This is a genomic window from Candidatus Darwinibacter acetoxidans (genome assembly GCF_041936445.1).
Classification (GTDB): Bacteria; Bacillota; Limnochordia; order Darwinibacteriales; family Darwinibacteriaceae; genus DTU010.
The window spans coordinates 16,382-34,970 of record NZ_JBHGXH010000300.1; the positions used below are offsets into that span (position 1 = coordinate 16,382).

At 60.5% G+C, this 18,589-nt stretch carries 18 protein-coding genes; 7 read left to right on the forward strand and 11 right to left on the reverse strand.

Annotated features, from left to right (window positions below; translation table 11 throughout):
• Window positions 1–149: 149 nt before the first annotated feature.
• Window positions 150–758 carry an HAD family hydrolase gene (locus tag ACE4YL_RS12405; protein WP_461358720.1) on the forward strand — a complete coding sequence of 203 codons (609 nt, stop codon included), beginning with the start codon at window positions 150–152 and terminating at the stop codon, window positions 756–758.
• Window positions 759–788: 30 nt separating this feature from the next.
• Here the strand turns inward: ACE4YL_RS12405 and ACE4YL_RS12410 are convergent, their stop codons facing one another.
• On the reverse strand, window positions 789–2,795 hold the full coding sequence (locus ACE4YL_RS12410) for a S9 family peptidase (RefSeq protein ID WP_461358721.1): 2,007 nt from the start codon (window positions 2,793–2,795) through the stop codon (window positions 789–791).
• Between the two features lie 237 nt (window positions 2,796–3,032).
• On the opposite strand from ACE4YL_RS12410, the gene ACE4YL_RS12415 reads away from it, so the two are divergent.
• The gene (locus ACE4YL_RS12415; RefSeq protein WP_461358722.1) at window positions 3,033–3,542 is read left to right on the forward strand and encodes a hypothetical protein; all 510 of its coding nucleotides are present in this window, start codon (window positions 3,033–3,035) and stop codon (window positions 3,540–3,542) included.
• A 66-nt stretch (window positions 3,543–3,608) separates the two neighbouring features.
• Here ACE4YL_RS12415 and ACE4YL_RS12420 read toward each other — a convergent pair whose 3' ends face one another.
• The gene (locus tag ACE4YL_RS12420; protein WP_461365257.1) at window positions 3,609–4,817 is read right to left on the reverse strand and encodes a ribonuclease H-like domain-containing protein; all 1,209 of its coding nucleotides are present in this window, start codon (window positions 4,815–4,817) and stop codon (window positions 3,609–3,611) included.
• A complete protein-coding gene (locus ACE4YL_RS12425) occupies window positions 4,771–7,086 on the reverse strand; it encodes a DEAD/DEAH box helicase (RefSeq protein ID WP_461360313.1) in 2,316 nt (771 codons plus the stop codon). The genes ACE4YL_RS12420 and ACE4YL_RS12425 overlap by 47 nt, the downstream gene beginning before the upstream one ends.
• Window positions 7,087–7,199: 113 nt before the next feature.
• Here ACE4YL_RS12425 and ACE4YL_RS12430 point away from each other — a divergent pair, with 113 nt between their 5' ends.
• Window positions 7,200–8,765 (forward strand): TraB/GumN family protein, encoded by a 1,566-nt coding sequence (locus ACE4YL_RS12430; protein WP_461365256.1) that lies wholly within the window; start codon window positions 7,200–7,202, stop codon window positions 8,763–8,765.
• 59 nt (window positions 8,766–8,824) lie between these two features.
• Window positions 8,825–9,265, forward strand: a complete 441-nt coding sequence (locus ACE4YL_RS12435) for a hypothetical protein (RefSeq protein ID WP_461358726.1) — start codon at window positions 8,825–8,827, stop codon at window positions 9,263–9,265.
• 52 nt (window positions 9,266–9,317) lie between these two features.
• On the opposite strand, the gene ACE4YL_RS12440 is transcribed toward ACE4YL_RS12435, so the two are convergent.
• Window positions 9,318–9,602, reverse strand: a complete 285-nt coding sequence (locus ACE4YL_RS12440) for a hypothetical protein (RefSeq protein ID WP_461358727.1) — start codon at window positions 9,600–9,602, stop codon at window positions 9,318–9,320.
• Between the two features lie 313 nt (window positions 9,603–9,915).
• Between ACE4YL_RS12440 and ACE4YL_RS12445 the strand changes: the two genes are divergently transcribed.
• A complete protein-coding gene (locus ACE4YL_RS12445; RefSeq protein ID WP_461358728.1) occupies window positions 9,916–10,926 on the forward strand; it encodes a YheC/YheD family protein in 1,011 nt (336 codons plus the stop codon).
• Between the two features lie 38 nt (window positions 10,927–10,964).
• Here the strand turns inward: ACE4YL_RS12445 and ACE4YL_RS12450 are convergent, their stop codons facing one another.
• From ACE4YL_RS12450 to prxU, 6 genes are all read right to left on the reverse strand, one after another.
• Window positions 10,965–11,234 carry a hypothetical protein gene (locus ACE4YL_RS12450; protein WP_461358729.1) on the reverse strand — a complete coding sequence of 90 codons (270 nt, stop codon included), beginning with the start codon at window positions 11,232–11,234 and terminating at the stop codon, window positions 10,965–10,967.
• 136 nt (window positions 11,235–11,370) lie between these two features.
• The gene (locus ACE4YL_RS12455) at window positions 11,371–11,601 is read right to left on the reverse strand and encodes a hypothetical protein (RefSeq protein WP_461358730.1); all 231 of its coding nucleotides are present in this window, start codon (window positions 11,599–11,601) and stop codon (window positions 11,371–11,373) included.
• A 123-nt stretch (window positions 11,602–11,724) separates the two neighbouring features.
• The gene (locus tag ACE4YL_RS12460; RefSeq protein ID WP_461360312.1) at window positions 11,725–12,342 is read right to left on the reverse strand and encodes a superoxide dismutase; all 618 of its coding nucleotides are present in this window, start codon (window positions 12,340–12,342) and stop codon (window positions 11,725–11,727) included.
• A gap of 139 nt (window positions 12,343–12,481) precedes the next feature.
• On the reverse strand, window positions 12,482–12,688 hold the full coding sequence (locus ACE4YL_RS12465; RefSeq protein ID WP_461358683.1) for a hypothetical protein: 207 nt from the start codon (window positions 12,686–12,688) through the stop codon (window positions 12,482–12,484).
• 59 nt (window positions 12,689–12,747) lie between these two features.
• Window positions 12,748–13,890: an NAD(P)/FAD-dependent oxidoreductase gene (locus tag ACE4YL_RS12470; protein WP_461358682.1), complete on the reverse strand. Its 1,143-nt coding sequence runs from the start codon at window positions 13,888–13,890 to the stop codon at window positions 12,748–12,750.
• A gap of 69 nt (window positions 13,891–13,959) precedes the next feature.
• Window positions 13,960–14,679 carry a thioredoxin-dependent peroxiredoxin gene (gene prxU, locus ACE4YL_RS12475; protein ID WP_461358681.1) on the reverse strand — a complete coding sequence of 240 codons (720 nt, stop codon included), beginning with the start codon at window positions 14,677–14,679 and terminating at the stop codon, window positions 13,960–13,962.
• A 153-nt stretch (window positions 14,680–14,832) separates the two neighbouring features.
• On the opposite strand from prxU, the gene ACE4YL_RS12480 reads away from it, so the two are divergent.
• Both ACE4YL_RS12480 and ACE4YL_RS12485 read left to right on the forward strand, forming a co-directional pair.
• Window positions 14,833–16,101, forward strand: a complete 1,269-nt coding sequence (locus ACE4YL_RS12480) for an MFS transporter (RefSeq protein ID WP_461367073.1) — start codon at window positions 14,833–14,835, stop codon at window positions 16,099–16,101.
• Window positions 16,102–16,146: 45 nt separating this feature from the next.
• Window positions 16,147–17,616 carry a leucyl aminopeptidase gene (locus tag ACE4YL_RS12485; RefSeq protein ID WP_461358679.1) on the forward strand — a complete coding sequence of 490 codons (1,470 nt, stop codon included), beginning with the start codon at window positions 16,147–16,149 and terminating at the stop codon, window positions 17,614–17,616.
• A gap of 53 nt (window positions 17,617–17,669) precedes the next feature.
• Here ACE4YL_RS12485 and ACE4YL_RS12490 read toward each other — a convergent pair whose 3' ends face one another.
• The gene (locus ACE4YL_RS12490; protein WP_461358678.1) at window positions 17,670–18,584 is read right to left on the reverse strand and encodes an ROK family protein; all 915 of its coding nucleotides are present in this window, start codon (window positions 18,582–18,584) and stop codon (window positions 17,670–17,672) included.
• Window positions 18,585–18,589 lie beyond the last annotated feature (5 nt).

An 18,589-nucleotide genomic window follows, 5' to 3' on the forward strand; every position in this document is an offset into this window, starting at 1 on the left:
CCCCAGAGTTTACTTGTATTTTCCAGCCCCCGGAGCATTTCCCTTCACACCTGGGGGGCCAATCGGTACGAATTTCACCGCCCGGCAGGATTAGCGGGGTGGGGAGGCGAAGAAACAGGGTATCCACTTTGCAGCTGAGGGGCGGTTGTGTGCGCAAGATCCAAAACCTCATCTTTGACCTAGGGAATGTGCTTTTGAAGTTCAACCCCGGTGAATACCTGGCAGGCCTGTTTGAAGATCCGGAGCTGGTGAGGCGCCTGCACAGAGCGGTTTTCTCCAGCCCTGAATGGTACATGCTGGATCGGGGCGTACTCACCCAGGAAGAAGCTGTGGCCAGGTTAACCAGGCAGTATCCGGATCTGGCCCCGGAGATCCGCCTCACCTTCGCTGACGCGTTCAGCATCCTCAAACCCATCCCCTCCAACGTGGAGGTGGTGCGCAGCCTGAAAAAGTCGGGCTACCGCCTCTACATCCTCTCCAACTTCCACCGGGCAGCTTTTGAGCATGTGTATGGTAAATACCAGTGGTTCAGCCTCTTTGACGGGATGGTCATCTCCTACCAGCACCAGGCCCTCAAACCGGAACCGGCCATCTACCAGATCCTCCTGGCCAGCTACGCCCTGCTCCCGGAGGAGTGTGTCTTTATCGATGATTCCCTGGCCAATTTGGCTGCCGCCAGTGAATTTGGGATCAGGGGCATCCACTACCAAAGCTCGGACCAGCTCAGGCTGGAGCTCAATTATATCTTGCAGGAATAGGAGAACCGGGGAGAAGCTCCCCGGTTGTTGTTATCCCTGCTGCAGGAAGCGGTTGAACCAGCCCGTGATTTCTTCCAGGCGGCGGATGCGGGCCTTGGGCTTGCCGCTGCGGCTCAGTTCGTGGTTTTCCCCCTTGAACAGGCAGAGCCTGGCTTCCACGCCGTGGTACTTGAGGGCGGTGAAGATCTGCAGCGCCTCCGGCAGCCAGCAGCGGTAGTCCTGATCGGAGTGGATGAACAGGGTGGGGGTCTTAGCCCGATGGGCATACTTCAGGGGAGAGTGCTCCCAGAGCTTTTCCGGATCGCTCCAGGGGGTGGCCCCGATCTGATCCGGGGTGAAGAAAAAGCCGATATCGGTGGTGCCGCCCATGGAAAACCAGTTGGAGATGCTGCGCTGGGAGGCCGCGGCCTTAAAGCGCTGGGTCTGGCCGATGATCCAGTTGGTCATAAAGCCGCCGTAGGAGCCGCCGGTAACCCCCAGACGCTCAGGGTCGATACCTGGATAGCGCTCCAGGACCAGGTCGGTGAAGCGCATCAGATCATCGTAGTCCACGGTACCGTATTTACCCCGCAGATCGGCAAACTCATTGCCCTTGCCGTCGCTTCCCCGGGGGTTGCAGAAAAAGACGAAGTAGCCTGCGTTGGCCCAGTACTGCATTTCATGGAAGAACACCGTGCCGTAAACTGTCTTGGGTCCGCCGTGGATATCCAGGATGGCCGGGTATTTTTGCCCCTGAACATAATCCACGGGCCTGAGCACCCAGCCGTCAATGGTTACTCCAGGGGCAGTTTGGAAGGAGAGGTGCTCCGGCCGGGAGAGCTTGCGCTCCCTTGGCACCCAGGCATTGAAGCTTGTAAGCTGGCGCTCCGTGCCCGCTTCCAGGGAGTAGAGCTCCTGGAGGCGCAGCTCCCGCAGGCCGATCAGGAGAATGCTTTCCCCCTGGACGCTGAAGCTGTCCACGGAGCCTTCTGCCGCGGTAAGCCTTTCAATCCGGCCGCTGCGGTCGATGCGGTTGAGATAGGAGCTGTGGCCTTCGGTGGTGGTGAAATAGAGGTAGCCCCCGTGGAGCTGGCTGCTTCGGCCTCCGCCGTAGCGGCAGTCGGAGCCCACGGAACTGCCGATGCTGCAGTCCAGATCCGGTGTTAAGGGCGTCTTCTCGCCGCTTTCCAGATTCACCAGGTAGAAGCGGGGGTTTTCATTGAGGCCGAAGCGCTGGCGGTCGGTGCCGTAGCAGATGAGTTCCTCTTGGTTCAGGAAGTACGCCTGGAACCAGGCGAAAGTCCCTTCGGGGGTGAGGCGCCGCACCTCTTTCGTTTTGAGATCGGCAAGGTAGATTTCACTTGTGAGCTTGGCTTTGCCCTGGTACTCCGAGGCGATGAACACCGCCTGGTCCCGGGCTTCGTTCAATTGGAAGCTGCTCACCTGCACAAGTTCCCTGGTGAGGGGTTCCAGGGCGTTGGTTTTAAGATCGAAAAGATAGAGGCGCACCCGGCAGCCGCTCACAAAGCCCCGGCCGTTGCTCCAGAAGGGGATTTCCTCCAGTACTTCGCAATTGCGCTCTTCTTCGAGCTGCCCAAGCTTTTCCGCCCGCTCCCCTTCGGGGAGGCTGCTCAAATCAGGGAGCCTGGGGTTATACAGGGCGGTGAGGAGAAAGCGCTCTTCAGGGAGGGGTTTGATCTCCAACACCTTCAGGGGGATGCGGAAGGCTTCCACCGCTTCGCCGCCCTCTGTGCGGATCTTATAGAACACTGTAAACTGCTCGCCCTTTTTCTGGCGCTTCAGATCTTTGGGGTTCCTCACGGAGGCAAAGAGGATCTCGTCGGGGCTGAGCCAGGTGAAGGCCTGCTCTTTGCCCAGCCCGGTGAGCTGGAAGCAGCTCTCCTTTTCCAAGTCGTAGAGCCAAAGATGGGAGCGGTAGCCGTTTTCCTCCAGGTCCGCCTGGTGCACGGCAAAGCAGGCCAGGCGCCCAGCGGGGCTGTGCTTGATGCCAGAGAGGAACTTGTAGCGGGTAAAATCGTCAAGGCGCAGGTTTTCCAAAAGCAATCATCCCTTCATGGTTGTGAACTGGTTACCCTAATCTTCCCGCCGCCTGGGCCCTTCTCCTGCCGCAGGGCTTTGTTAGGGCTCCGTGATCTTTTAGTCAAAGTATGCTTGGCTTGAGAAAATGAGCACAAACGCTATTGACGCCCCGGGCTGGGGAACGTATAATAAGGCATGTACACATCAAATGCACTTGATGAAGTGCAGAAAAAACAAGTAGGAAGAGGTAGGTAGATGAGAAGAACACTTGTAGTCGCACTTGTCCTGGTATCCCTTCTGGCGCTGGCCGGTTCCAGCCTGGCTGCGGAGATCAAGCTCGGTAAAGCTGACTTTGCCGCCCATGGAACCAAGTGCTTCACAGTTGCCGTTGTGGCTCTGCAGGGTGACACCATCGTTGCCGCTTACATCGACGAGTATCAGATGCTGAGCAAGTCCGAGACCATCGGCGTGCCCAACGCTGACCCCACCTTCACCATTGGCGAGACCTGGCTGGCCTCCAAGAAGGTCAACAACGACTTCTACAGCAACAACATGGCCCGGGCCGGTTCCACAGTGACCATCGCCAACAACTTCAAGGCCATCGAAGAGTTCGTGGTGGGCATGACCATCAGCGAACTGGAGGCTTTCCTGGCTTCCGCTGAGCCTGCGGAGTTTGTAGACATGGTTACCGGTGCAACCCTGGTTGACAACTACGGTTACCTGTCGGCTCTCCTGGCCGCGGCCAAGGATGCGCTGAACAACTAATCAGCACTTATTATCCATAATAAACGCTCCCCCTGTGCTGGCCAGTGCCCGCAGGGGGAGCGCTGTTTACAGCTCCGCCGCCCGCCGGCGGAGTTTGCGTTCCAGCCGGGCTAAGCGGTGCTCGAAATCAGAGGCTTTAGGGGATCTGGCTGCCCAGGCCAAAGCCAGGGCCCGGCGGGTGATCTGCCTGGCCGCCTCCAGGTCTTTAGCCCGGTGCTCATAGTATTTGGCCAGCTCTTCGGCGCTCTGCAGATCCGCCTCTTCCCGGGCTAAAATCCTCTGCCAGAGGGCCGCGGCCTGGGCGTGCCGGCCGAGGCGCTTGAGGTGGGCTGCCCCTTGGCGGAGGATCCTCAGCTGCAGCTCTTCTTCACTGGCCAGCTCCCCCGCGGCCTGGAGGTAGTCCAGGGCCAGGGGCAGATCTTCTTCTTCCGCGGCCAAGCGGGCCAGGGCTTCCGCCTCATAGGGGCAGCGGCAGCTATGGGGCTCCAGCTCCAGCACCCGCTGGAGCCGGTGGAGCAGGGCAGCCAGGGAAACAATATCCAAGAAGTTGTGCTCCACGATGTCCCGCAGGAGGTGGCCCTGGCCCGTATTCAAGAAGTCGAAATAGCGCTGGGGGATGGCCCAGCCTGGAATGTCGCCGCTTCTCCTTACGCCTAAGATGTTCTCTTCTAAGCTGTCCAAACTGCAGCTGGCCAGCTTATACCTCCACAGGCGCCGGGAGAGGGGGAGCAGGTCCAAGTGGACCTTGCCCGCGGCCCCCTGGAAACCCAGGCGGGCCAGGGCAAACCGCGTCTGCAAGAGGGGCAGATCAAAAGTGCGGCCGTTAAAGGTCACCACGGTCTCCTTGGAGAGAAGCTCCTGCTGCACCAAGTGCAAAAGGGCCAGCTCCTCGTTGTAATCCCGCATGAGCACCTGCTTGACCACAAAGCTTTCCGGGGTGAAGTAGCCAAGGCCCACCAAAAAGGCGTAGGTCCCGGTACCGCCGGCCAGCCCCGTGGTTTCCGTATCCAAAAAGAGGGTGCTTTCCAGGTTCAGCTCACCCCTGGGCTGGCCGAAGCGGGCGAGTTTGTGGTAAGAGGCCTGGAAAACCTCCCCCAATTTCCAGCCGCCGTGGCGGCGGTCCAGGGGGAGTTCTTTGGTGATCAGATAGCAGGGGCCGTAGGGCGTTACCACCTCGGCGCCGCCCAGGTAAGGGTCTAGATCGAGCTTGGGCTGTGGGGGGGCGGGGCTAGTTTTCTGGGGCAGCAGCTGCCGCAGCCTGCTGGCGAGGTCCATGGCCCAATGCCCCCTTCAAAAGCCATAAGGTGTGTTCTTTGCCACCGGGGCCCACTTCTTCCACCGGGCCCACGCAGGAAGGGCAGCCCCCCTGGCAGGGGCAGCTTTCGATGATGGAGATGGCCCTGCGAAGGAGCCTTCCGTGGGCGGCAAAGAGCTGCTCGCTGAAGCCCACCCCACCCGGGTATTTTTCATAAATGAACACCGTGGGCTCCTGGGTGAAGGGCGATTTGAGCTGGGCGGCAACCCCCAAGTCGCTGGGCTCGCACATCAGCTCCAGGGAGGCGATGTTCCCCAGGAGGTTGGCTGCACCCAAGAGCGCGCTCTGCAGGGCCCCCTGATCCAGCCCGCCGGCAAAGCCCTGGGGCAGGCTGAACCAGTAGGCGGTGGTGTGCATCTCCAGCTCCGGCAGGGAGATCTGGCCCCAGCCGATGTTTTCGTGGGTGTAGAACTTGATCTTCTTGTACATGTGGGTCTTGGCGGCAACCAGCACTTCACCCCAGCTGCGCCGCACCTGGGGCAGTTCTTCCTGGGCGAAGACGTCCAGCACCTTAAGATCCACATCCAAGTTGGCATCGGTGTAGTAGTCCGTCTCCACTTCCCGGGCGTAGGCCTTTTGGCCTTCCCAGTCTAGGTGATCGATCTGGTAGGTCCGGCTCTCGTGGATGTAGATGGCCCCTTCATGGATGAGCATGGGCGCGCTGAAGCGTTCTACTTCGCCGATGACCTGGGTTTTGCCGTCGGTGGTGTCGATCACCGCGAAGTTCTCCGTGGAGGCGCTGCGCAGGGACACATGGGCCGCGGGGTAGTGCTCGCTCATCCAGTACCAGCGGCCCTCCACTTTGCGCAGGACCATCTCTTCTGTGAGGTAGTCCAAAAGCTCCGCCGGATCGATTTCGCCGAAGCGTTCCCCTTCTGTGAAGGGCAGCTCAAAGGCCGCGCATTTCAGGTGGGAGATCAGGATCAGTAGGTTGTTAGGGTTGATCCGGGCATACTCCACGCCCCGGTCTAGGAAGTAGTCGGGGTTTTGGATCATGAACTGGTTCAAAGGGCTGGAGGTGGCCACCAACACCGCCAGGGACGGTTCATGGCTGCGGCCGGCCCGGCCCAGCTGCTGCCAGGTGCTGGCGATGGTGCCGGGATAGCCGGTGAGCACCGCCGCCTGCAGCGTGCCGATATCGATTCCCAGCTCCAGGGCGTTGGTGCTCACCACGCCCAAGACCTTGCCCTCCCGCAGCTCCCGCTCGATCTGCCGGCGCTGCTTGGGCAGGTATCCTCCCCGGTAAGCCCGGACCGTCTCCTGGGGCTCCCCCAGGCGGTGGAAGGCCTTGCGCAGGTAGGTGAGGAGCACCTCCGTATCCAGGCGGCTGCGGGCAAAGATAATGGTGGGGATCTTGTGGGAGATGAGCTCCCGGGCGATCCCTTCCGCTTCCAGAAGCGAGCTGCGGCGGATGCCCAGGGGCTGGTTCACCACGGGGGGATTGTAGAAGAAGATGTCCTTGCGGCCCCGGGGCGCGCCGTTTTGGTCGATCACCCTCACCGGCCGGCCCAAGAGCCTTTCCCCGTGCTCCTGGGGATTGGCGATGGTGGCTGAGGTGCAGATATAGAGGGGATCGGCGCCGTAGAAGCGGCAGATCCTGTCCAGCCGGCGCAGCACGTTGGCCACGTGGGAGCCGAATACGCCCCGGTAGATGTGCAGCTCGTCGATGACCACGTACTTCAGGTTCTCAAAGAGCCGCATCCACTTGGTGTGGTGGGGCAGGATGCCCGAGTGGAGCATGTCCGGGTTGGTCACCACGATGCTGCCCGCGGCGCGGATGGCTATGCGGGCATCGCCCGGCGTATCGCCGTCGTAGGTATAGGTCTTGATTCTATTCCCCAGCTCCTCGCTCCAGGCCACAAGTTCCGCCACCTGGTCCTGGGCCAGGGCCTTGGTGGGGAAAAGGTAGAGGGCCCTGGCCTCTTCGTCCTCCAAGAGGGTCTGGAGCACAGGCAGGTTGTAGCAGAGGGTCTTGCCTGAGGCGGTGGGGGTGACCACCACCAGATCTTCCCCGGCCTGGACAGCCCGGAGGGCCGCGGCCTGGTGGGAGTAGAGCTTTGCAATGCCCCGGCGGCGCAGAAGCGCCTGCAGATCCGGGTGGACAAACTCGGGGATGGGCTCATACACTCCTTCCTGGGCCTCGACCGTCAGCCGAAAGGTGACATTGCTCATAAAGCGGGGGTTATTTTCTAGCTTCTTGAGGACTTCTTCCACGCCCACTGCCCACACCTTCCCTTCTGCTTCCATCATAAGCGAACGGGCGTTTGCAGTCAATCGTTTTGCTTGAGGGGCCTGGGAAGAGATGGTATACTGGGCACAAAAAAAGACAAAGGAAGATGCCCATGCGCCGTTTCGTTCCCCTGATCCTTGTTCTTTTGCTGCTCTCCGGTGGAGCCTTGGCCTTTTCCGGCCAGGGCACGAGGCTTGACCCAGCTTCCCTGCCGGAGGGGTGGGTGGTGACCGGTGATTGGCTGGCTTCCCCAGGCGATCTGGCGGTCTTTTCTGAGCGCCTGGGCGTCCAGGTGGAGCTGCTCCGTAACTACGTGCTGAAAGCTCCCCAGGGGACGATCCAGGTGAACCTGGTGCTCACTGCAACCGAAGAGGAAGCGGAGGATTTGTATGAGCTGTTTTTGAGCTTCCACAGCCCGGAAGAGGTGGCCAGGCAGGGCCGCCGGGTTGTGGAGATGGTAACGCAGCAGCCGGGGCTGCTTGAGCCGGCCCGGGCGGCCCTGCGCTTTCTGCCGGAGGAGGTGGACCCGGCCAAGGGGGCGGCCCTTAAGGAGTATCTGGCTCGCTGGAGCTGGCCGGTTATGGACTGGGGCGATCTCACGGCCCGCCTTAGCCAGGAGCTTGGACGCTATCGCCTGTTTTTGGTGGGGGAGTCCCACGGCACCGCCTTTAACCAGGAGCTGGAAGGGGCTCTCCTGGAGTTTTTCGTCCGGGAAGGGGGAGTGCGCTGGCTGCTTCTGGAGCTTCCCCCCAGTATTGCCGGGTTTTTGCAGAAGTATCTGGAAACAGGCGATGAAGAGCTTTTGAAGCTCGCCTTCGCCGAGACCAGGCACACTTACTTTTACACCCAGGAACGCTACAATCTCTGGCGGAGGCTGCGGGCCCTGCAGGAGTCCCTGCCGGAAGGGGAAAGGCTGCATCTGGTGGGCCTGGATGTGGAGCAGCAGCCCATTTTAGCCCTGCGCTATCTGCAGCATCTTTTGGACCAGGTGGAAAGGGGCAGCTTGTCTGAAACGGGGTTTTCCCAGATTCAGCAGGTGCTGCGGGGAGAGGTCAGCTATCCCGACCTTTTCGCCGCGGCCGAGTTTGTCTGGGGGCTCCTCCTGGAGCTGGAAGAGGAGCAGGTCCAAAGGGAGCTGGGGGATCTCACCTTCCGCTTTGAGCTGGTGCTTTCCAGTTTGCTGGCGGGGCTGAGGCTGAAGACCATGGAGGATCCCCTGGAGTACTATGCCTATCGGGATCGGACCATGTACAGCAACTTCCTGAAGCAGGTGCCCCTAGGTGGCGGCACTGCGTTCTTCGGCCAGTGGGGCCTCAACCACGTCTTTCAAGGCCCGCAGCTGGGGGTGGAGTGGCTGGCGGCCCGGATCAACTCCCGGGATGAGTTTGCCGGAACGGTGTGCAGCCTGGTTTTGGTCTACGCCGACAGCCAGCGGCTCAGCCAGGATGGAACTGCGGTTGAGCTTCTTTCCACCTACGCCAGCGGGATGCAGATCCTAGCCGAGCTGGCGGGAGGTAAGCCCCTTTTGGTCAGGCTTGATGGGGAAGGCTCGCCTTTTAGCCAGGAGCTCATCTGGAAGCTGGCCACGCCCCAGCCGGCCTCCGGCGTCACCACCGATTATTTCCAATACCTCCTCTACGTGCCGGGGGCCCAGGCCGCGCAGCCCCTGAATTGGTAAGGAAGGGGAATTGCACCCTGCCTTTTGGATAACCTATCCTTGGAAAGGCAGGGACGGATGTGGATCGATTTTACCGAGGGTTCTACGGGGGGATCATCGCCGCCCTTCCCCTTAACGCCTGGAGTCTCTTCTCCTACTACATCCTGCAGTTCACCCAGCGGCGGATGCTGGATTGGGCGGGGATGCTGGTCTTCGGAAGCCTGCCCCAGACCCGCCTGCAAGTTTCCATGGCCCTGGTGATGCAGCTGGTCTGGTCGGGGTTTAGGGGGATCGTGTTTGCCTTTCTGCTGCCGGTTATCGGCGGCAGGGGGCTGGTGGGTAAAGCGGTGATCTTCAGCCTGATCCTGAGCTTTTTCGAGGAGTTTATCGTGGTTCTCTTCAAGGTTCCCCACTTGGTGCAAACAACCCCCACCACCTTAATCAGCACCTTCATCGGGGCGGTTTTGTGGGGGGTGGTTTTGGCTTTCCTCCTGCGCAGGTGGGAGGCGCAGGCGGCATGAAAAAGCTGGGTAGGGAACAAATTCTTCCCCCCAGCCTTTAGGTGCCCCTTGCTCAGCTGCGCAGTCTTTGCAGGAGGCTTTCCAGCTCGGGAACGGCCTCCAGCAGCTGATTGGTCAAGCGGTCAGCTACCCCTTCGTCCAGTTCTAGTTCACTCAAGGCTCGCCTGAGGCGGGGAAAGATATCTGCGGCCCGGTCAAAGGCCTCCCGCAGATCTTCCCTCAACTGCCTGAGCAGAGGCGCGAGCACTGGGTAGCTTGTGAGGGCAAAGGCACAGATCTGCAGGATGGAATCCGCCACACTTGGGGCTTCTTGCCGCTGTTCACTGGTCATGGCCACGCGCTGCCTCCTTTTTCTTGATTTCCAAGACTTCAAGTCACCGTCTAGGCCGTGGGTCATATACATAGAGCAGGAAGGGGAGGATGGGGTTGCCCCCATCCTCGGCAGCCGCTAGGCCAGCAGGATTACGGCCAGCACGACGATGAGAATCAAGGCGACGAAGACGATGAAGGTCTCCTGGTCCTGGTTCACGAACCTGCACCTCCCCGGTGAGAGAATTAAGAAGTTGGCCTTCTCGCTCTTACACTATGAAGCTGGAGCGGGACGGTGCTCATGCCCGGTTCCCGTTTTCCGCTTGGGGGAGGTGTCTCTTTTGGGGCCGAGGATCGATCGCGCGCTGCTCATGAACACTGTGCAGACCGTACCCTACTACAGCGACCACTGGCGGGAGCTTGCCGGGGAGCTCCTCTTTTTCGATCCCCGGGGCATCGACTGGGAGCGGGACCGCATCCACGGGCTGCAGCTGCGCCGGGGGGTGTGGCGGCGGGGTGAATTTGCCTTTCCCCGCACCATCTACAACCGCTGTTTCCCCGAACCCCGGGCGGTTTTGGCCCGGCTGAAGGAGCGGGTGGGGGAGGGAAACATCTTCAACCTCCGCACCCAGCTAGACAAGTGGGAAGTATACCAGCTACTGCGGGCCTCCCCGGTCGGGGGGAGCCTGCCGGCCACCTACCTCTTCGATCCCACGGAGCTGCCGCAGCTTTTGGCGGAGCACCGTTCGCTCATTCTCAAACCCCGCCGGGGGCACGGCGGGGCCGGGGTGTTCAGGCTCACCCTACTTGAGCCGGAGCTTGTGCTCGCAAGCTCCCAGGGGCTTTCCTTGCCCCTTTGGGGAGAGGCGGTGTACCCGGCGCTGCTGGCTGCCGCTGCTCCCCAGGGCGTCTACCTGGCCCAAGCCTACATTGACACCCCGGTCAAAGGTGGCCTGAAGTTCGATGTGCGCCTCTTGCTGCAAAAAGATGGGGAAGGGAAGTGGCAGAAAACAGGTGAGCTGAGCCGCGTCGCGCCTGCGGGAAGGCTGCTGACCAACGGCTATCTGGCGGTGCTCCCAGCCCAGGAGGTTGTTTCTGGAGAGATCTTGGAGCAGCTGGCCGCCTTAAGCCGCCTGGCCGCGCAGGCTCTAGATCAGGGGATGGGGGGCCTGGGGGAGCTGGGAATTGACTTCCTTCTAGACAGGGAGGGCCGGCCCTGGATCTTGGAGGTGAACGGCAAACCCGATAAGGGCCTGTTCTGGAAGGTGGGGGATGGCCAGATGCTGAAAAGCGTCTACCTTACCCCCCTGCACTACCAAGAGTATCTTCTGGAGTCAAGGCAAGTGCCCTAGGCGCTATCCTAGGGCACTGCCGGCGGCTTGCGGTTTACTCACGCATTCCCTTGCTTCAAGAGCTTTTCCAGCTCCGGGAAAAAGCGGAGCAGTTCCTTCACCAGTTCTTCCTTTTTGGCTTGGTCCATCTCGGCCAAACTTTGGGTAATTTTGGGTACCGCTTCCTGCAGAGAAACCTTAGTGTCCTGGGGCTGCCCGGTAAACTGGCTCACCAGGGAAGTGATGGCCGGGTAGCTCAGGGCCAGGGCCGGCAGCAGCTTGAGCAGGGCATCGAGGGAGGAGCTTCCCTCGGCTTCTTTTTTCTTCACTCCTTACACCCCCGATTTCGGCTAGAGGTTGGCGGCGATGATGACCAGGGCAACCAAAAAGAGGATGAAGATGGCCGTGGTCGGGTCAATCCCGCAGCAGATGGGTCTGCCCATTTCCTTCACTCCTTTGCTTGTTCTACCCTTCCAGGTCCGGCATGTTACCCGTGAAGCGCTGGATCAGGGCGCGGAGCGCCTGGGGATCCAACTCCTTGAGGAGGGAGGATAAGCGGCCGGATGGCGATCCCTCTTCCGTTGGTTTGAGGATCGAGGTCAGCATAGGGATGGCTTCCAGAAAGGCCGGGAGCAGCTCCGCGAGGGGATCTTGCCGCTGCCCCAGTCCCGTGCTGGCGGAAAACAGATTTCCCACTGAACACCCCCCTTTCTGGGATATAGTATTCAGGGAGGGGAAAACGGAATTGGCTTTGCCTTCCTATTTTACAGCAAAAAAGGTGCTGAACGGATGTTCAGCACCTTGGAAGGGTTGGCCCGGCTAGGCCTCGAGGTACATCTCAGCAACTTTGCTCCAGTCGATCACCTTGAAGATGGCCTGGAGGTAGTCGGCACGCATGTTCCTGTATTTGAGGTAATAGGCGTGCTCCCAGACATCGATGCCTAAAATGGGGGTTAGCTGGCCTCCATGGGTCATGAGGGGATTGTCCTGATTGGGCGTGCTGGTAATCACCAGTTTGCCGGAGGGGTCTTTGGAGAGCCAGGCCCAGCCTGAACCAAACACGGAAGCTGCGGTTGCAGTAAGCTTTTGCACCAGGTTCTCGAAGGAACCAAAGTCAGAGTCGATCTGCTCCGCCAGTTTGCCCTGGGGAGGCTGGCCCCCTTGGGGGCTGAGGATCTGGAAATAGAGGTTGTGGTTGTAGTAGCCTCCACCGTTGTTGCGCACCGCGGTGCGCAGGGCGGCATCTTCGATAGCTTCGAGGTTCTTGAGGATCTCTTCAATGGTCTTCCCCTGCAGCTGCGGCAGCTGCTCCAGGGCCTTGTTCAAGTTATTGGTATACCCGGCGTGATGCTTGCCGTAATGGGTTTCCATGGTTAGCTGGTCAATGTGGGGTTCAAGGGCGGCAAAGTCGTAGCCTAGTTTCACCTGCTCAAACATCTTGTCAGCTCCTTGCTAATCCTAACTGATTTAGTAAGGATTGGTTTTGCCTTAAGTGTAGCACAGGTTGGGGATAAGTGCAAGTGATTCTCATTATCAAAGGTAAAGTTTTGGCAAAAAAACGGGCCCTGGGGCCCGCTCATTCTTCCTCCCGCAGCTCTTTGGTTTTACCCCAGATGTCCTCCCGCCGGTGGCGGTTTTTCTCTTCCAGTTCCCGGCGGCGCTGGGGGGACATCTCCTCGTGTTCCAGGGCAAACTCCGCATCCCGGAGGCGATCCTTGGTGTGGCGGATCTGCTGCTGCAGGTTCTTTTTGCTCTTTTCCTGTTCGTCGAGCTTTTTCTCCATAGACTCATCCTTTCCTGGTTGTGTTTTTCCTAGCGTCGGTGATCGGAGCTTCGTTTATGCTAGAACCAGGCGGTCAACCAGTATTTCTCAAAAAGGGTTTTCACAAGGAAGGCCAGGCAGGTGGGGCGGGACACGGTCATCTCGGGAGGGTTGGCGTAGGTGCTCAGGGAAACAAAGACGCCCCGCCTGAGCCCCGTGAGCATGGAGGCGCCCGCCGCGCCTCCCCGGAAGCGGAGGTTGGGCTTTTGGCCCGTAAGCTGCAGGGCCAAATTGCGGCCCACCACCTCCGCCTGGTAGTGGGCGAAAAAGCCCACCTTGGGCAGGGGCTGCCCCGTGGGGGTGAAAAGGCCCAGCACATCGCCCGCGGCATAGACGCCCCGCACGGGGGTCTCCAGGGTGTGGGGATGGGCGGTGAGCCAGCCGTTTGGCCCCACCAGCCCTGTGGCCCGCAGGCAGGGGGGCAGGCTGTGCGTGGGGAGGCCTAAGATCAGATCGGCGGCTAAGGCTCCGCGCTCCAGGATCAGCTCACCGCCTTTGGTGATGGCGGTTACGGTCTGGCCTGTGAGCAGCTCAATGCCCGCGGCCCGCAGGAGCTCTTCCGTTTGGGTGCTGACCTCCGGCGGAGCGAAACTGAAGGGGCGCTCCTCCGGGGTGACTAGGATCAGCTCCACCTGGCGGCGCCGGCCCAGGCGGCGGAAGTAGTCGTGGACAAGGAGCATGATCTCATAGGGGGCCACGGCACCTGTAAAGGGCAGGCTGGGGATGAAAAGCACCAGGCGGCCCCCGGGAAAGCGGGCTAATCTTCCCCGGAGCTCCTGAACTTCCCCAAGATCGTAAGGGTTGAAGGACCACTGCTCCTGGCCGGGGATTTGGGCTTGGCGCTTGGCACCCAGGGCGATGATCAGGTAATCGTAGGTCAGCTCTCCGGTCTGGATTAAGACCCTTTTCCCCTGGAGATCCAGGCCTTCCACCTCAGTTTGGATGAAGCGCAGGCCCCGCTCCTCCAGCCTGGTGAGCTCCCGGGTGAGCTGCCCAGGGCGGCGGCGCCCCACCAGCAAAAGGGGCAGGGCGGCCAAAAAAAGGTGGACCGGGCTGCGGTCCACCACTACTAAGTCGTTTCCAGGAGGCAGAACGTCAGCCAGCACATTGGCGGCGGCAACCCCCGCCGTGCCTCCTCCGAGGATGAGGATGGTCTTGCCCAAGATCAACTCTCCTTAAGCGGCGTCTATCTTGGATACCATGCCCATCTTCCGCCGGTTTATCCATCCTGCCTATTTATCCAGATCCTGCTTGGGATTCCACTCTTTCCAGACGTTGCCCACCAGCTCCGGGCCGGGCTTTAGGGTCTTCTTACCCGGCTGCCAGCCCGCGGGGGTGACCTGGGTACCTTTGGCTTCCCGCACCAGCTGGAAGGCTTTGATCTGCCTGAGGACCTCGTTCACGTTGCGGCCCACAGGCGGTGTCATTACTTCGAAGGCTTGGACTATGCCGTCGGGGTCGATCAGGAAGCGTCCCCGGGTTTCCGTTCCCGATTCTTCATCATAGACCCCGTAGAGCCGCCCGATATTACCGTTTTGGTCGGACAGCATGGGGAAGGGGATATCCTTTCCGTCCAGCATCTTGCTGAGCTCGTGGTCATTCCACATCTTGTGCACAAAGACGCTGTCTACGCTCACGGAAAAGACTTTTACGCCAAGTTCGACAAACTCAGGGTATTTTTCAGCAACTGCTGAAACCTCCGTTGCTCAGACGAAGGTGAAGTCACCTGGATAGAAACAGAGCATCACCCAATCGCCCTTGTACTCCTCCAGATCCACCTCCACAAACTTACCTTGATAAAAAGCGGGGGCACTGAACATGGGTGCCGGTTTGCCCACTTGGATCATTTTCCTTTCCTCTCCCTTCTGAACTTCCTGTACCACTGCGGGTTCCGCTGCGGCGGGCTTGGGCTGTCCTTTGGGACGCTGACAGCCAGCCTCAAACTCTTTCATAGCCCCAGTCCTCCTTCGTAATGAGATTGATTACCATCTTCGCCAAGGCGGGGGAAAATCCTTCTTTTCCCAATACCTTTCCTTTAGCAGGGAATTGCTGGTAAACGGCGAAAAAGAGAGCAAATAGTCATTGCCAAAAGGAGGGGCTCCTGAGTGAGACTGAATTACCGCAGGACGTTTTTCATCGGTTTAGCGTTCATGTCCATTTCTGCTTTCTGGCAGCTCTACGACAGCATCATTCCCTTGATCCTCAAGAACACCTTCGGCGTGGCCCACACGCCCGCGGGCGTGATTATGGCCCTGGACAACGTTTTGGCCTTGTTCATGCTTCCTCTGTTTGGGGCCCTGTCGGATAGGGTGGATACCCCCATCGGCAGGCGCATGCCCTTTATTCTCGGGGGCACGGCGGCGGCTGTGGTGTCCATGCTGATCATCCCCGTGGCGGATAATGCGGCACGGTTTCCCCTGTTTATGGTGGCACTTTTGGTGGCCTTGGTGGCCATGAGCACCTACCGCTCCCCTGCGGTGGCCCTCATGCCCGATGTGACGCCTAAGCCCCTCCGCTCACAGGCCAACGGAATCATCAACCTCATGGGCGCCTTGGGAGTGATCTATTCCCTGGGCCTGATCTCCGCCCTGGTGCCCGCGGAAGGAAAACCGAACTACCTGCCCATTTTTGCGTTCGTAGCTGCTTTCATGGTGCTGGCGGTGGTGATCCTCTTTTTCACCGTGAAGGAGAAGAAGCTGGCCGCGGCCATGCGGGCGTACGAAGAAAAGGTGGGGGAGCAGGGAGCCTCCCGGGCCGCGGAGATGGATCCCGCGGTGAAGCGCAGTTTCTACTTCATTCTGGCTTCCATCTTCCTTTGGTTTTTCGCCTACAACGCGGTGACCACCGCCTTTTCCAAATACGCGCAGGATTACTTAGGTATTGCCGGCGGCGGCTTTGCCAACAGTCTGATGCTGGCCACCGGAGCGGCGGTTGTGGCCTTTATCCCCGCGGGACTGATTGCCGCCAAGATCGGCCGGAAAAGGACGATCATGGCCGGGATCACCATCTTGGGCCTGTGCTTTTTCATCGCCGCCTTCTTCAAGAGTTTCAACCCGCTCTTGAACATCCTTCTGGTCTTGATCGGCTTTGGCTGGGCGGCCATCAACGTCAACTCCTACCCCATGGTGGTGGAGATGGCCAAGGGCGCGGATATCGGGAAATACACAGGGTACTATTACACCGCCTCCATGTCCGCGCAGATCCTCACGCCCATCCTCTCCGGGGTGTTCCTGGATGAGCTGGGTTACTGGACGCTGTTTCCCTACGCCACGCTCTTTTCGATCTTGGCCTTTATCACCATGAGCCAGGTGCGCCACGGCGACAGCAAAGCGGTGGCCACCGGGAGCAAGCTGGAGATGTTGGACGTGGATTAAGCTGGAATATCAGCTCACTAGATTACAAGAGAAGGGGAGTTGCACTTGGAAGTTCGTGCTCTGCCGTTTAATTCTGAAGTACCCGGAGATCTGCTCCTGCTCCTCAGCGAAGAGGAGCTTAAGGATTACCCCTGGCCCAAGGCCTCCCTTAAGGAGCTTTTTGAGGCCCAGGGCTTCACCGCTAAGCTTGGCGAAACCGCTTCCTGTGTGTATCTACCGGAAGGGGCGGAAAAGACCGTGAAGGTTGTGGCCGCGGGCTTAGGTAAGGGAGAAAAGCTCACCCTGGAGGAAGTGCGCCGGGCCTTGGGCGCGGGGCTCAAGGAAGCGGACAGGCTCAAAAGTGAAGTTTTGACCGTGCTGCCCTGGCAAAACGCCCAGCTTCCCGCGGGCCAGGCCGCCAGGGCCATCACCGAGGCGTACTTCCTGGCCGCGTACCGCTTCAACCGCTATCTCAAGGAGCAAAGGGAGTGCTCCGTGCGCACCCTGCAGGTGGGTTATCTGCCGGAGCAGGAGGTGGAGGTGATCGCCGCCCTCAAGGTGGGGCAGACCTTGGGTGAAGCCACCAACTTGGCCCGGGACCTGGTGAACGAACCGGCCAATGTTCTGACGCCGGAGCGGCTGGCCCAGGAAGCCCAGAGGGCCGGGGAGAAGTACGGCTTCGCCGTGGAGGTTTTGGGGGAGGAAGAGATTGAAAAGCTTGGCATGGAGGCCTTCCTGGCCGTGGGCAGGGCCAGTGCCAACGGGCCCCGGCTGATCATCATGCGCCATCTGGGGGATCCCGCCAATCCCGAACAGGTGCTGGGGCTGGTGGGCAAGGGCCTGACCTTTGACAGCGGCGGCCTTTCCCTCAAGCAGGCCAAGGGCATGGAGACCATGAAGTTCGACATGGCGGGCGCGGCCGCGGTGATCGGGGCCATGGGCGCCCTGGCCAGGGAAAAGGTGCGTGTGAATGTGGTGGCGGTGGTGGCCGCCTGTGAAAACCTCATCTCCGGTAAAGGCTTCCGGCCCGGGGATATCATCGGCTCCCGGGCGGGGAAGAGCATCTTAGTGGAAACCACCGATGCGGAAGGGCGGTTGACCCTCGCGGATGCGGTGCACTACATGGTAAGTGCAGAGAAGGCTTCGGTGGTGGTGGATGTGGCCACCCTCACGGGTGCTGTCATCGTGGCCCTGGGGAATCTCACCACAGGCGTGCTCACCAACGATCAGAGCCTCTTTGAGCGCCTGCAGCGGGCTTCCCAGCAGTCGGGTGAGCGGGTCTGGCAGTTGCCCAGTTTCCCGGAGTACAGGGAGCAGAACAAAACCCCCTACGCGGATCTGCGCAACGTGGGGGGCCGGGAAGCGGGGACCATCACCGCTGGTCTGTTCATCGGCGAGTTCGTGGAGGATACTCCCTGGCTGCATCTGGATATTGCCGGAACCGCCTTCCGGGAGAAGGACGGGGATTACCTGCAGAAGGGTGCAACCGGCGTGGGGGTGCGCCTGCTCTACCACTTCGCCGAAACGTATCTATAGTTAGAGAAAGGAAGGGGCCTACCCGCGGGCAGGCCCCTTTTTGGTGTGCAGAACTAGACATTTCCCCCTGCCAGCTGGTCCAAGGCGTACAGGGCGGCACCGATCACCCCGCCCTCTCCAGCCAGGGGCGAGATGACTATGGGGGTATCCTGCAACTCTGTCATGGCGCTGGCGCGAAAACCGCGGCGGGCAGCTGCTTCCAGCAGGGGATACCACTGCATGATGCTCCCGCCCAGTACAAAAAGCTCCGGGTTGAACATGTTGGCCATGGCCCCCAGGCCTCTGCCCAGGGCCGTGGCCATTTCTTCCAGTACCGCCAGGGCCTTCTCCTCGCCGTCTCGGGCCCGCTGGAACACCTCCGGTGAGGTGAGCTCCCGGCCGTAGGCGCGGCTTGCCAGCCTGGCCACCGCGGTGCCGGAGGCGTAGAGCTCCAAACAGCCCCGGTTGCCGCAGGGGCAGGGTGGACCCTGGGGATCGATGCTGATGTGGCCCATGTGGCCGGCGATGCCCTTGGCCCCGTGCACGAGCCGGCCGCCGGCGATGATGCCGCCCCCCAGGCCCGTGCCCAAGGTGAGGGAGATGAAATCCCGGCGGCCCCGGCCAGCGCCCACCTTCAGCTCGGCGTAGGCATGGATTTTGCAGTCATTGTCCACAAAGGCGGGAAGCTCCGCCGTTTGGGCTAGAATGTCCCGCAGGGGCACACCAACCCACGGGGCCTGGGGGTACAGGCCGGGAAGGTACTTCCCCGTGGCCCGGTGGATCTGCCCCGCGGTGCCGGCACCCATCGCCACTGCTTTATGGCGGCGGGCTAGGGCCGCGGCCCTGCGGCCCACCTCTTCAAAAAAGGGGGCCCCCGCGGCCATGTTGGAGGGGAGGTGTTGGCTCTCCAGGATGTTCCCCTGGTCATCCACCACGGCGATCCTGGTGTTGGTCGCGCCGATATCTATTCCTAAAGCACATCTTGTCATCTTCG

Excerpts from the sequence above, each read along its gene's own strand:
- ACE4YL_RS12415 (WP_461358722.1), top strand. The coding sequence starts at position 3,033 with ATGAGAAGAACACTTGTAGTCGCACTTGTCCTGGTATCCCTTCTGGCG.
- ACE4YL_RS12420 (WP_461365257.1), bottom strand. The coding sequence starts at position 4,817 with ATGGACCTCGCCAGCAGGCTGCGGCAGCTGCTGCCCCAGAAAACTAGC.
- ACE4YL_RS12430 (WP_461365256.1), top strand. The coding sequence starts at position 7,200 with ATGCGCCGTTTCGTTCCCCTGATCCTTGTTCTTTTGCTGCTCTCCGGT.
- ACE4YL_RS12460 (WP_461360312.1), bottom strand. The coding sequence starts at position 12,342 with ATGTTTGAGCAGGTGAAACTAGGCTACGACTTTGCCGCCCTTGAACCC.
- ACE4YL_RS12465 (WP_461358683.1), bottom strand. The coding sequence starts at position 12,688 with ATGGAGAAAAAGCTCGACGAACAGGAAAAGAGCAAAAAGAACCTGCAG.
- ACE4YL_RS12490 (WP_461358678.1), bottom strand. The coding sequence starts at position 18,584 with ATGACAAGATGTGCTTTAGGAATAGATATCGGCGCGACCAACACCAGG.